At 48.1% G+C, this 13090-nt stretch carries 11 protein-coding genes; 10 read left to right on the top strand and 1 reads right to left on the bottom strand.

All coding sequences use genetic code 11. From position 1 onward, the window contains the following. The first annotated feature begins 12 nt into the window (after window positions 1-12). The 10 genes from prmA to K6J72_RS03565 all read left to right on the top strand — a co-directional run bounded on the left by prmA (window position 13) and on the right by K6J72_RS03565 (window position 12535). Window positions 13-891 (top strand): 50S ribosomal protein L11 methyltransferase, encoded by an 879-nt coding sequence (prmA, locus tag K6J72_RS03610; protein WP_221280776.1) that lies wholly within the window; start codon window positions 13-15, stop codon window positions 889-891. A 17-nt stretch (window positions 892-908) separates the two neighbouring features. Continuing rightward, window positions 909-2822: an ATP-dependent zinc metalloprotease FtsH gene (ftsH, locus tag K6J72_RS03605; protein ID WP_221280773.1), complete on the top strand. Its 1914-nt coding sequence runs from the start codon at window positions 909-911 to the stop codon at window positions 2820-2822. Between the two features lie 59 nt (window positions 2823-2881). Next, on the top strand, window positions 2882-3520 hold the full coding sequence (gene pssA, locus K6J72_RS03600) for a CDP-diacylglycerol--serine O-phosphatidyltransferase (protein ID WP_260320694.1): 639 nt from the start codon (window positions 2882-2884) through the stop codon (window positions 3518-3520). Window positions 3521-3532: 12 nt separating this feature from the next. Next, complete coding sequence (locus tag K6J72_RS03595) at window positions 3533-5692, top strand: heavy metal translocating P-type ATPase (RefSeq protein ID WP_221280769.1); 2160 nt, start codon at window positions 3533-3535, stop codon at window positions 5690-5692. 2 nt (window positions 5693-5694) lie between these two features. Next, window positions 5695-5895 carry a copper-binding metallochaperone CopP gene (gene copP, locus K6J72_RS03590; RefSeq protein WP_221280767.1) on the top strand — a complete coding sequence of 67 codons (201 nt, stop codon included), beginning with the start codon at window positions 5695-5697 and terminating at the stop codon, window positions 5893-5895. Next, complete coding sequence (locus tag K6J72_RS03585) at window positions 5892-7535, top strand: ABC transporter ATP-binding protein (protein WP_221280765.1); 1644 nt, start codon at window positions 5892-5894, stop codon at window positions 7533-7535. Before copP ends, K6J72_RS03585 begins: the two co-directional genes overlap by 4 nt. 363 nt (window positions 7536-7898) lie before the next feature. Continuing rightward, on the top strand, window positions 7899-8552 hold the full coding sequence (locus tag K6J72_RS03580; RefSeq protein WP_221280764.1) for a hypothetical protein: 654 nt from the start codon (window positions 7899-7901) through the stop codon (window positions 8550-8552). Window positions 8553-8811: 259 nt separating this feature from the next. Then, on the top strand, window positions 8812-10635 hold the full coding sequence (locus K6J72_RS03575) for a DUF342 domain-containing protein (RefSeq protein ID WP_260320671.1): 1824 nt from the start codon (window positions 8812-8814) through the stop codon (window positions 10633-10635). Beyond that, entirely contained in the window at window positions 10635-11192 is a 558-nt protein-coding gene (gene ruvA, locus K6J72_RS03570; protein WP_221280761.1) for a Holliday junction branch migration protein RuvA, read from the top strand. The genes K6J72_RS03575 and ruvA overlap by 1 nt, the downstream gene beginning before the upstream one ends. An 8-nt stretch (window positions 11193-11200) precedes the next feature. Beyond that, complete coding sequence (locus tag K6J72_RS03565) at window positions 11201-12535, top strand: class II 3-deoxy-7-phosphoheptulonate synthase (protein ID WP_221280760.1); 1335 nt, start codon at window positions 11201-11203, stop codon at window positions 12533-12535. Here K6J72_RS03565 and K6J72_RS03560 read toward each other — a convergent pair. Beyond that, complete coding sequence (locus K6J72_RS03560) at window positions 12532-13044, bottom strand: acyl-CoA thioesterase (protein ID WP_221280759.1); 513 nt, start codon at window positions 13042-13044, stop codon at window positions 12532-12534. The genes K6J72_RS03565 and K6J72_RS03560 overlap by 4 nt on opposite strands. Window positions 13045-13090 lie beyond the last annotated feature (46 nt).

Here is a 13090-nt window from a genome sequence, read left to right as displayed (position 1 = left end):
ATAGGCGCGCTCTTGCAAGAAGTCTATTTCAAAACGATTATTTTACCCACAGATCACCCCGATCTTTTCAGTGCCTTTTTGTTGGACTTTACACAGGAGGCGATCGAGGAAAGTGTAGCCCCGAACTTGCCCTACGAGTGCTTTGGTGCAAATGTGCCCTTGCCAAAAGAGGGCTTTATTGTCTATTCGCAACACGACCCTAAACCCCTTTTAGAGGCTCTTCAAAGTTTTTGCGCCGACCTATCCAAGCGCATGGGCAAAGCGGTCGGTTTTTACCACCACAGCGCACAACACGAAAACAAAGATTGGATCGAGGCTTACAAGGCAGGCGTTTCGCCCATCGTGTGTGGGGATTTTGCCATTAACCCTAGCTGGGCAAAAGAGCCCTTAAATGCCCCCATTTGTTTAAGCCTTGATCCAAGCCTAGCCTTTGGCACGGGACATCACGAAAGCACAAGGCTACTTTTACAAGCTTTTAGCTCCCTTGAGGTAAGCGGAAAAATTGCCCTAGATGTGGGCTGTGGGAGCGGGATTTTAGGCTTGGCTTTAGCCAAAAAAGGGGCGAGGGTGCATTTATGCGACATAGACCCTTTGGCCCTTGAGGAAACTGAGAAGAATTTTTCTAAAAACAACGCCACTTATGAAAAACTTTGGCTGGGCTCTGTGGCTGGGGAGGGCTATGATTTGATCGTGGTGAATATCGTGGCAAGCGTGATCATCGGGCTTTACCCAGAAGTTTCAAAGGCAAGCCACGCCCACACAGAAATTTTTCTATCGGGGATTTTAGATGAACACGCCGAGCGTGTTTTAAAGATGTATTCCAAAGCCTTTAGCCTCAAGAAACGCACTCAAGAGAATGAGTGGGTGTGTTTGCATTTGTCTAAAAGTTAAACATTGTAAGGAATTGTATGGAACACAACAAAGGACCGGGCGATCCCAGCCCCAAAAAGCCCATTTTACAAAACCCCCTAGTCTTGATCGTGGTGTTTATCCTTGTGGCGATCGTGGCGATGCGGGTGATGAACAGCGATGATGGCTTTGGGGAGCGCTTTTTATCCACAAGCACGAAAAATATCAGTTACCACGAGATGAAAGAGTTGATTGAGAAAAAAGAAGTGGACAGCGTGAGCATCGGGCAGACCTTGATCAAAGCCACGAGCAAAGAGGGGGGCTCTAAAACCATCTATGTGGCTAAGAGGGTGCCTGATCTCTCTTTAGTCCCCCTATTGGATGCACAAAAAATCAATTATTCGGGCTTTAGCGAGTCTAATTTTTTCACCGAGATTTTAGGCTGGCTCTTGCCCGTGCTGGTGATTTTGGGCTTATGGATGTTCATGGCAAGCCGCATGCAAAAGAACATGGGCGGGGGGATTTTTGGCATGGGCAGCTCTAAAAAGCTCATAAACGCCGAGAAACCCAAAGTCCGCTTTAACGACATGGCGGGCAATGAAGAGGCCAAAGAGGAAGTCGTGGAGATTGTGGATTTTTTAAAATACCCCGATCGTTATGCTTCATTAGGGGCGAAAATCCCCAAAGGTGTGCTCTTAGTGGGGCCTCCCGGCACAGGCAAGACTTTACTTGCTAAGGCGGTGGCAGGGGAGGCGAGCGTGCCTTTTTTCTCCATGGGGGGCAGCAGCTTCATTGAAATGTTTGTGGGGCTTGGGGCTAGTCGTGTGCGCGATCTCTTTGACATTGCCAAAAAAGAAGCCCCGAGCATCATTTTCATTGATGAGATCGATGCGATCGGCAAGAGCCGGGCAGCAGGGGGCATGATCAGCGGCAATGATGAAAGGGAGCAAACTTTAAACCAGCTTTTAGCCGAGATGGATGGCTTTGGCTCAGAGAACGCCCCTGTGATCGTGCTTGCTGCCACGAACCGCCCCGAGATTTTAGACCCCGCCCTTTTACGCCCCGGGCGTTTTGACAGACAGGTTTTGGTGGATAAACCCGACTTCAATGGCAGGGTGGAGATTTTAAAGGTGCATATCAAGCCCGTCAAGCTGGCAAATGATGTGGATTTGCAAGAGATTGCCAAGCTGACCGCTGGATTAGCCGGGGCGGATTTAGCCAATATCATTAACGAGGCGGCACTGCTGGCCGGACGCAACAACCAAAAAGAAGTCAAGCAACAGCATTTGAAAGAAGCGGTGGAGCGAGGCATTGCCGGCTTAGAGAAAAAAAGTCGGCGTATTTCGCCCAAAGAGAAAAAGATTGTCGCCTACCATGAGAGCGGACATGCCGTGATCTCCGAGATGACAAAGGGCTCGGCACGGGTGAATAAGGTGTCTATCATTCCAAGAGGCATGGCCGCTTTAGGTTATACGCTCAACACCCCCGAAGAGAATAAATACTTGATGCAAAAACACGAGTTGATCGCAGAAATTGATGTGCTTTTAGGCGGTCGGGCAGCTGAAGATGTGTTCTTGCAAGAGATTTCAACGGGGGCGAGCAACGATTTAGAGCGGGCAACCGACATCATCAAGGGCATGGTGAGCTACTATGGCATGAGCGATGTAAGTGGGCTGATGGTGCTAGAAAAACAACGCAATTCCTTTTTAGGCGGGGGCTTTGGCAGCCCACGAGAGTTTAGCGAGAAAACCGCCGAGCAAATGGATCTCTTCATTAAAACCTTGCTGGAGGAGCGCTACACGCATGTCAAGCAGACTTTGAGCGACTATAAAGAGGCGATTGAGGTGATGGTGGGCGAGTTGTTTGAAAAAGAGGTGATCACGGGCGAGAGGGTGCGTGAAATCATCAGCGATTATGAGACAAGCCACAATTTGGAGAGTCGTTTAGTCCCCCTAGAGGAACACGCAAGCTAGTGAAGCCACTCTACCTCTTCCCCAATCTTTTCACGGCGAGCAGCATTTTTTTAGGCGTGATGGCGATGCTTTACGCTTCGCATGGGGAGTTTATCGTGGCGTGCTGGATGGTGGTGGGTAGCCTAGTTTTAGACGGGCTGGATGGACGCATCGCACGCCTGACAAACACCACGAGCAAGTTTGGGCTAGAGTTCGACTCGCTGGCTGATGTGGTTGCCTTTGGGGTTGCGCCAAGCCTCATCGCTTATTTTTATGTGGGGCATTTTTACGGGCGTTTTGGGATGGCGGCTTGTGCCTTGTTTGTGATTTTTGGGGCGATCCGCCTAGCCCGTTTCAATGTTACGACCCAAACCACAGACCCTTATTCGTTTATCGGTATCCCCATCCCTAGTGCGGCGGTGCTGGTGGTGCTGGGGGTGTTGATCGACAATAAATACGGCGTTTTGAGGGAGGGCTGGGGCAAGTTCTTTTTAGCTTACATTGTGTTTTTAGGAGTGCTGATGGTGAGCAATATCCGCTACCCCAATTTTAAAAAAGTGCAGTGGAATTTAAAACTTTTCATTTTGCTCTTGTTATTCTTGCTCTTGCTCTTTGTGCGCCCTTTGGAGGTGCTGGGCTCTTTTATGTTCTGTTATCTCTTTTACGGGTTGCTTCGTTGGGTGTTTCTCATGGCTAGGATTGTCTTCAAACACAAATGATAGGAGGACATAATGACAAAGGCACAATTCTACATTGAGGGCATGACTTGCAGTGCGTGCTCTAGTGGGATTGAGCGCTCTTTGGGGCGTAAGGCGTATGTCAAAGAGGTGGGGGTGGATTTACTCAGCAAAAAAGCCTTTGTGGTCTATGATGAGAGCCAAGCAAGCCTAGAGGACATTTTTAAGCAAATTGGCAAACTCGGCTACACCGCCCAAAAAAAGCCCTTGAAAGACTTACTTGAGCCGTCTTTTTTGACCCCAAATTTAAAGCTGCTTTTCACCCTGCTTTGCACGCTTGGGGTGCTGTGTCTGTCTATGTTTGCGCCCCTTTTGCCCCTGCCCACCTTGTTGAAAAACCCCTTTAATAACGGGCTCACCCAACTCATTTTGACGCTCATTGCCATGCATATGGGGCGCAATTTCTACATCCACGGCTTTAAGGCATTGTGGGCGCGGCAACCCAACATGGATAGTCTAATCGCGCTTGGCACGGGTGCAGCCTTTGTTTATAGCCTTGTCTTGCTCTTTAGAGCGCACAGCCACACAAGCATAGAGGGGTATTACTTTGAGAGTGTGTGCGTGATTTTGCTCTTTGTGATGGGGGGCAAAAGGGTCGAGCAAAGTTCTAAAGATAAAGCCCTACAAGCCATGCAAGATCTCATGCAAGAGCACAACACCCGTGCGCTAAAAGTGGAAAACGGGCAAGATCGTGAGGTGGCGATTGAGAGCCTACAAAAAGGCGACATTTTAAGGGTGTTGCCCGGGGCGTATGTCCCTGTGGATGGCGTTTTGATTGAGGGGGCGAGCGAGATAGACGAGTCGATGCTAAGCGGGGAGAGCGTGCCTGTGTTGAAAAAAGAGGGCTCTCAAGTGTTTGCGGGCACACTCAACACGAACACGCCCTTTTTAATGCAAGCCACCCACAACAAGGCCCAAAGCATGCTGGCACAAATCCTAGATTTGATCGCCAAAGCGCAGGGCTCTAAAGCCCCCATTGCAAGGCTTGCAGACAAAGTGGCAGGGGTGTTTGTCCCCATTGTGATCGCCATAGCGAGCCTTGCCTTTATCGTGTGGGTGTTTAAGGGGGGTTTTAAAGAGGCTTTGGAGGTGTTTATCGCCGTTTTGGTGATCTCTTGCCCTTGCGCTTTGGGGCTAGCCACCCCGATGGCTTTGTTAGTGGCGCAAAAAGAGGCGGGCTTGTTGGGGCTGTTCTTTAAAGATGCCAAGAGTTTAGAGAGGGCGAAGGACATTAGCCATGTTTTGCTGGATAAAACGGGCACCATCACGCTGGGCAAACCCGTAGTCAAAGAAGTGCGTACTGCGCAAGGTGTGGAGGTGCTAGAGCTTTTAAGCCTATGTGCCAGCCTAGAAGCGCAAAGCGAGCATGTGATCGCTAAGGGCATTGTCGCTTATGCCAAAGCTCAAGGGGTGCATTTGCTAGAGGCAAGGGGGATTAAGGCGACCCCGGGGCTGGGTTTAAGCGGGGAAATTGCAGGGCAAGAATATTTAGCCGGAAGCTTAGACTTTTTTAATGCCCCCAATGACTTAGGGGAGTTTGAGGGGATCGGGGTGTTTTTTGGCACACCTGCTAAAATCTTAGGACTTGTTGTGCTTGAGGACCGACTCAAAGAGGGGGCAAAAGAGGCGATAGAGGGCATGCACGCTTGCGGGCTCAAAACCTTGCTTTTGAGCGGGGATCGCAAGGCAAGCGTGGCAAAAATGGCACATGCCTTAAATTTAGACTACAAGGCAGAGGCTAAGCCGGCGGACAAATTAGCGACCTTAGAGGACTTGCAAAAAAGCGGGGCGGTGGTGATGATGGTGGGCGATGGGCTAAACGATGCCCCGGCTCTAGCCAAAAGCGATGTGGGGCTTGTGATGGGGCTAGGCAGTGGGGCTAGCTTAGAAGTCGCCGATGTGCTAAGCCTACACAACCACCCGAGTGCCGCCTTGCACGCCATAAAATTGAGCCAATACACGATCAGAAACATTAAACAAAACCTGTTTTGGGCTTTTTGTTATAATGCGCTGGCGATCCCCCTAGCTTGTGGCGTGGCTGCTCCGTTCATGCTAAATCCCATGCTAGCCAGCCTAGCGATGAGTCTTAGCAGTTTAAGCGTGGTGTTTAATGCCCAGCGCTTGAGGGGTACACATAAAAAAATCAAAGGATGAATATGCAAGAAGTACTGAAAGTGAGTGGCATGACATGCCAGCATTGCGTGGATAAGGTGGAAAAGTTTGTCGGGGAATTGGAGGGCGTGGAACACATCAGCGTTCATTTAGACAAACAAGAAGTGGCCATCACTTTCAACCCCCCGGCCACGCTAGCGGACATTAAAGAGGCGATTTTAGACGCGGGCTATACCCTAGCTTGAGGCTCTTTTTTAGGCGCTTTGCCCCCTTTTTAAAGGGGCATGTTGGCTCATTTGTGTGGATTGTTTTAGCCTCCATTGTGGTTGCCCTAAGCACGGCGTGGGGGACCTACCTCGTCAAGCCCACCCTAGATGACATTTTCATCAAAAAAGACACGCACATGCTGAGTGTCTTGCCTTTTTTGGTGATTGTGGCGTATTTGGGCAAAAGTGGGGGGATTTACATACAAACTTATTTTACGAATTTTATCGGCTTAGACATCATTAAAAACCTACGCCATAAAATGCTAGAAACCATGCTTTGTATGGAGATGGGTTTTTTCAACAGCACCCACAAGGGCGAGTTGATCTCACGGATCACCAACGACATTGCCCTAGTGCGGGCGAGTTTGTCCAACTACCTAGCCGAGAGTGTGCGGGAGCTCTTAAGCGTCATCGGGCTCATTTGCGTGGTGATTTACCAAAGCCCCAAACTCTCCATTGTGGGGCTCATCATCATGCCCCTAGCGGCGATCCCTTTAAGTAAAATCATCAAAAAAGTCAAAAAACTTTCCAAAGCCAACCAAGAAACCAACGCCCGCATGACCGCCAGATTGTCTGAGATTTTCCACAGCGTGGAGGTGATTAAAACCTCCAATGGAGAGAGCCTAGAGCTACAAGCCTTTCAAAAAGAAAACCAGGCCTTTTTTAACTTGAGCCTAAAAAGCATTAAATACGCCGAAATCTCCAGCCCCTTAATGGAATTTTTAGGCTCCATCGCCATCGCCTTAGTGATTTATCTAGGCGGTTTGGAGGTGATTAAGGGGCATATCAGCGTAGGGGCGTTTTTCTCTTTCATCACTGCCCTTTTCATGCTCTACACCCCCATCAAACGCCTTGTGCGAATCGCCTCCAACTTCCAAGAAGCCCTAGTCGCCGGCGAGCGCACTTACGAGATTTTAGAGCGCACACCCGCCATTCGCGATGGTGCACAGACTTTAGAGCAACCCATTAAAGAAATTGCTTTTGATCATGTGGGCCTTTCCTATCGCGACAACTCCTCCCTAGCCTTGCAAGACATTAGCCTAAACCTACAAGCCAACCAAATAGTCGCCTTTGAGGGCAAGAGCGGGAGCGGGAAAAGCTCTTTGGTTAATCTCATTTTACGCCTATACGAGCCTTCAAGCGGGCAAATTCTCATCAACAACACCCCCCTACAAGACTTGCAACAAAAGAGCTTAAGGGCACAAATAGGCATTGTTACACAAAAGGTCTTTATTTTCAGTGGCTCGGTGGCCGAGAATGTCGCCTACGGCTTAGAGATTGACGCGCACAGGGTGCAACAATGCCTAGAACAGGCGCAGGCTTTGGAGTTTGTGAGGGACTTAGGTGGCATTGAGGCGACCTTAGAGGAATTTGGGGCGAATTTGAGCGGAGGGCAACGCCAGCGAATTTCCATCGCACGGGCACTATACAAAGAGGCGAGCGTGTTGATCTTTGATGAAGCCACCTCGGCCCTAGATCGCGACACAGAGGAAAACATTAAACAAACCATTTACAGTCTCAAAGAAAACCGCCTGATCATCATCATCTCCCACAACCCAAATAGCTTAGAAATGGCGGATTGTATTTACCACTTGGAGGGGGGCAAGCTCGTCAGCTAGGCGCACCTCTTGCTCTTTCTTTGAGTGTCATGGCTTTTAGTCAAAAATCTAAAGGATTGGCATGGGATTGCTCGATAGTGTCCTCTTGATTTTTCTCATCGGGGTGTTGGTCGGCGGTGTGGGCTATTATGTTTATATGGTGTTGAAAAAATGATCAACAATGGACAATAAAACCAAAATGAGAAATAAAAAACAGAATGGTATATTAAAGTTTGGGCAAAGCCCTGATTTTTAACAGAACAAGCAAACCTCTTGTCTGTCTTATCAAAGAGCTAACATCGAAACATGTATGTTGAGATATTTTAAGTTTTTTCTATGAGAAAAAAGCATAAGATAAAAAATTGTCTTGTGTAAGGAAGATACATGAAGGTCTTGGCTTTGATTTTTTCCCCGTGGGCATTGTTTGCTTTGAGGGGGCGGTATCTTTTAACCATTTTTATCTTTTTTGCCCAACACGGTTTGGTGGGCTGGGTGGTCAGCATCGTTGGGGTCATCACAAGTCGAGAATATAAAAATTTTAATGAATTGCCCAAGGGTGCTTTCCCCTCTATCTTCTTTCCCTTTGGCATATTTTTTAAACAAGAGCGTTCCGGTCTAGGAGTCTTGTCTCTTTTTTTTGGAAATTTGGTTTCCCCACTTATCATTTTATTTGCTTTGGTATTTCTCGACCGAATAGTTAGAGGCTATATCAGTGAGGATATGGCATATGGTGTTCTAGGTTTGTCTGTATTCTTGTGGGTTGTCATTTGGCCTTGCTGTGCTATTTTTGCCCTTAAGTGTGTGGGCATGTCCTCTGAAACACAGCCAGCATCCAACACCCCTCTCGATTCTGATTCAAAAAGCTTTTTTGTCTCCTTGCTTGCCCTAGAAGAGGCGCAAAGAAGGGCGCTTTTAAAAACTAAAACCCCCTATAAAACCACACAGATTCAAGCCCATTTGGAGAATCTTCTCATAGCCCAAAAAACCCCCCTTAGGAAATCCATTAAACATGTTTTAGAGGAGCTGGAAAATGTTTAAGTGGTTTGCAAAACATCTTGTTGAAGGCTTAATAGGGGGGGAATTTGCGTTGAGCTAGCAAATAAAGCGCACCGACAACACAACCTAAATTGTCAAAACTTGAAAATTGAAATAGAGTTGGAGGATGAATCTAAATCAATCTATATTTTAAAAGAGAAGTACACTATAATGGCGGGGTTATGTGCACAAGATTTTTAAGAGATCAGTTTTTGCTTGTCGTCTTTGGATTTTATCGTGATGGTTAAGAAAGGGGTTGTTGGTGGCTGAGTTTTATTCAAAAATCGTGGAGAATTGTGGCGATATCCGCACCGAGTTGGAAAAAATCGCCCAAAATTATGGGATTGAAGTGCACGACTTGTGGTTTGATCTCATCAAAGTACACACCCTCACAAGATCCGAACCGCACGGGGAGTTCAAGGTCTTAGAAGGCGAGGATTTAAAGCAAATAGACAACGATGCTTTTTGGGCAAACCCTGCTTTAGAAGTGATTCAACGCTACGATATTTGCATTAAAAAGCAGCTTTTTAGATACTTCATTGATGTAGAAATGTCGCCCGATTTTGATCAACTGTATTTGGTGTGTGAGACCCCCTTTATGATTGTCAATGACGAATGGCTCTTTGGAGAGTTGTGCGACTTTGTGGAGGCGCGCATGGCGTATAAAAAAATCATTTTGCGCCAAATGCAAGCCCAGCACACTTTGTTTAAACAAGAATTGGTGCGTTACTCCACCGAGGAAGAACTGCCCGAACGCATTTGCATTAAAAAATCCCGCTACACCCCTAACCAGCCCGGGGTTTTTACCTTTGCGCTCAAAAAGTCTTGGGAATTGAAAAATGGCGAGGAGGCCCCTGTGAACGCCATTTATGGAGCGGGCAAGGGCGATGTCGTTTTGGAGTACATCAAGCCCATTAAAGGCACAGCGGGACGGGATTTAAAAGGGCAAATGTGCGAAGTGCAAGATTTAGAGGATGTGCCTTTTGAGCTGGAGTACAGCGCGGAGGCGTTTGATGTCAAGGAAGATGCAGCTAGGATCGTCTATCTGTCTAAAACCGCCCAATATGTTGCTTTCATCAACAACGCCTTAAAGAGTTTTACCAAAAACCAATATGTGGAGATGAAAAACACCAACATGCCCATGTTTTTAGGGGGTGTGGAAAATGGGCTCACTTTATACATTAGCTCTAAAAACGAAATAGACAACGCCATTGAAACAAATTTGCGCATCGAGGCCAAAGAAATTTATGTCAAGGGCAATGTGGGCAAGAATGTCAAATTGGTGGCGCAAAAGATCATCATTGAGGGGCAATTACACACCGAGAGCAGTGCAGAGGCTGAGGAAGTGCTCATCACCAACAACAAAGGGCTGTGTAAGGGCAAAAAAGTCCAATGCAAATATGTGGATCGGGGGACGATCTTTGCAGAGAGTTGCGAAGTGGAGGCGAGCAGCGGGAGTCAAATTTATGCCGAAGACATCAAGCTAAAACAAGTCAAATCCAACAACGCCTTTTATTTTTCCTCCAAATGCGACTTTGACACCATCGATGGAAGCGAAAACAAATTTTGTTTCTCTGCCTTTGCTGCCCCTAAAAATAAAGAAATCCTAGAGCAAACCAAACAGGCGATGAATATTTATAAAGACAAAGCCCAAAGGGTGATGGCGCAATACCAAAAGCTCAACATTTTTGTGCAGAAAAACCAGCCTACAATCGACAAAATCCGCAACGCCGACATCACCACCCGCAAGACTCTCATTGGACAGGAGGCGATCAAGCGGATTTACTACGATTTCATGGATTGTTTGAAACGGGTGAAAATCTTGCATATGTACATCTCCCGCATTCAAGATTTGAACCGCCAATTTTTAGAACGCTTGATCAGCATTGAATCGAGCATGAAACAAGTGCAAGTACACACCAATGGACCCTGGACAGCTTTTAACACTGTGATTTACGCCCGCGCCTACACTAAGGGCTCTAAGAGCCTCATCACTGAAAAGGGCGAAACGGCAGATTATATCCTAGATGAACAAAGCGGTGAAGTGCGTAAAGTCAGCCGTTACCAGCACATCACCAATTTCTAATGCTGGTGGGTTTAAAGGGTGTGGTGGCGCACACCAGCCCCACTTTTGTAGAAATAGAAGTGCAGGGCGTGGTTTACGGCGTGCATGTGGGCGTGCAAACCAGCCAGCACCTGCAAGTGGGCGCGCGCACACACCTGCACACGACTTTAATCATCAAAGAGGACAGCCACGCCCTCTTTGGCTTCTTAAAGCGCTCGGAAAAGGACTTGTTTGAGCGGCTTTTGAGGGTCAATGGTGTGGGGCCCAAAGCCGCTTTGGCCATTTTATCCGTCTATGATGCCCCCGCTTTTAGTGCGTGTATCCAAAACAAGGACTTAAAAGCCCTGCAAAAAGTGCCGGGCGTGGGGGCGAAAATGGCGGGTAAAATCATGCTCGATTTAGCCGGCTTTGTCGCGAGCGAAGCTGAAATGAGCCAAACTAGCGAGGTGCAGCAAGCCATTTTAGGCTTGCAGAGTTTGGGCTTTAAGGCCGCAGAGGCAATTAAGATTTGTAGCAACCTGCCACAAAATTTAGACGCGGCTAGTCTCATCAAACTCGCCCTACAACAACTCAAATAAGGCTTGATATGCAAACTTGGTCTTCTAGCTCTTGGCGCGCTTGCCCCATCAGCCAACAACCCACCTATCCCGATTTAAAGGCTTTAAAAGAGGCAGAGGCCACGCTTAAAAGCTATCCACCCCTGGTCTTTGCTAAAGAAATGCGTAGCCTCAAAAACGCACTGAGAGAAGCGGCCTTTGGGCGGGCGTTCTTGTTGCAGGGGGGCGATTGTGCCGAGAGTTTCAGCAGTTTTAGCGCCGATGGCATCCGTGATTTATTTAAAGTGCTCTTGCAAATGAGTGTGGTTTTAGCCTTTGGGGGGGGTTGCCCTGTGATTAAGGTCGGGCGCGTGGCCGGGCAGTTTGCTAAACCTAGAAGCGCGGACTTTGAGGAGGTTAACGGGGAGAAAGTGCCCATTTATCGGGGGGATATGGTCAATGGGCTCGACTCTAAAGAGCGCACCCCTAACCCGCAAAGATTGCTACAAGCCTACCACCAAAGCGCAGCGACCTTAAATTTATTGCGCGCCTTTGCTAAGGGCGGTTTAGCCGACTTGGCCGAGGTGCATCGGTGGAACTTGGACTTTGTGAAAAACAACCCCCTGGGGCAACAATACAGCACCCTGGCCATGCAAATCACCCACGCGCTTAAATTCATGCAAGCCTGTGGCGTGGCCAATCTACCCGCCTTGCAAGAAACCGACTTTTACACCAGCCACGAAGCCCTGCTGCTCAACTATGAAGAGCCCTTAGTGCGCCAGGATAGCCTCAGTGGGGAGTGGTTTGCCTGCTCGGCACACATGCTCTGGATTGGCGAGCGCACCAAGGATTTAGATCAAGCGCATGTGGAATTTTTAAGGGGCGTGCATAACCCTATAGGCGTGAAAATCGGACCTAAAACCACTCTGGAACAAATGCTGGGCTTATGCGATGCGCTCAATCCGCAAAACGAACCCGGGCGTTTGAGCTTCATTGTGCGTATGGGAGCGAGCATGCTCAAAGAAAATTTTCCCCCGCTTTTAAAGGGCATGTTGCAGGCGCAAAAAAATGTCGTGTGGGTGTGCGACCCCATGCATGGCAACACCATTAAAACCGCAGATGGCGTAAAAACCCGCTCTTTCACGCACATTTTGCAAGAAGTGCTGGACTTTTTTAAGATACACAAGGACTTAAACAGCTGCGTGGGGGGGATTCATTTAGAGATGACGGGACAGAATGTTACCGAGTGTGTGGGCGGAGCGGTGCGTGAGGACAATTTAAGTCAGCACTACTACACGCAGTGCGACCCCCGCTTGAATGCCACCCAAGCGCTGGAACTAGCCTTTTTGCTCGCCAAACAACTGAAAGAGCGGGTCGTGCACTAACAACCGCTTTTAAGCGCGCTCTTTTGGGTGTGCTTTAAAGCTTCTTTGCGCCGAATCGCCCTCTCGTAGCGTTCTTTCTCTTTGTCGGTTTGGGGGACAAAAGAGGGCATGGCCACGGTTTTGCCGTCTTTAACCGCCACCATCGTGAAGTAACAGCTATTGGTGTGCACAGCGGTTTGGTTTTTAAAGTCTTCACAAATGACCTTGATCCCCACTTCACAACTTTTAGTCCCCACATAATTCACGCTCGCATAACAAGTGACAAGCGTGCCGATGTGGATGGGGTGTTTAAACAAGACCCGATCCACACTCAAGGTTACGGTGCCACATCCACAATAACGCGAAGAACACACATAGGCGACCTTGTCTAGCAAATTCAGCAACTCTCCCCCGTGCATGACATTGTTAAAATTCACCATCGTGGGGGTCACTAAAAAAGACATGCTAAGCTCTCTCATGCGCCCAATGCCGGTTATGGTGTCTGCCGCTAATTCTTCTGTATTGCCCATAACAACTCCTTAATATTAGGTGTAATTCTTAACGAAAGCACAAAAA

This window comes from Helicobacter sp. NHP19-003, assembly GCF_019703305.1.
Classification (GTDB): domain Bacteria; phylum Campylobacterota; class Campylobacteria; order Campylobacterales; family Helicobacteraceae; genus Helicobacter; species Helicobacter gastrocanis.
This window is presented reverse-complemented; position numbering and strand designations above follow the sequence as displayed.

Excerpts from the sequence above, each read along its gene's own strand:
- K6J72_RS03595 (WP_221280769.1), top strand. The coding sequence starts at position 3,533 with ATGACAAAGGCACAATTCTACATTGAGGGCATGACTTGCAGTGCGTGC.
- copP (WP_221280767.1), top strand. The coding sequence starts at position 5,695 with ATGCAAGAAGTACTGAAAGTGAGTGGCATGACATGCCAGCATTGCGTG.
- K6J72_RS03580 (WP_221280764.1), top strand. The coding sequence starts at position 7,899 with ATGAAGGTCTTGGCTTTGATTTTTTCCCCGTGGGCATTGTTTGCTTTG.
- ruvA (WP_221280761.1), top strand. The coding sequence starts at position 10,635 with ATGCTGGTGGGTTTAAAGGGTGTGGTGGCGCACACCAGCCCCACTTTT.
- ftsH (WP_221280773.1), top strand. The coding sequence starts at position 909 with ATGGAACACAACAAAGGACCGGGCGATCCCAGCCCCAAAAAGCCCATT.
- pssA (WP_260320694.1), top strand. The coding sequence starts at position 2,882 with ATGGCGATGCTTTACGCTTCGCATGGGGAGTTTATCGTGGCGTGCTGG.
- K6J72_RS03565 (WP_221280760.1), top strand. The coding sequence starts at position 11,201 with ATGCAAACTTGGTCTTCTAGCTCTTGGCGCGCTTGCCCCATCAGCCAA.
- K6J72_RS03560 (WP_221280759.1), bottom strand. The coding sequence starts at position 13,044 with ATGGGCAATACAGAAGAATTAGCGGCAGACACCATAACCGGCATTGGG.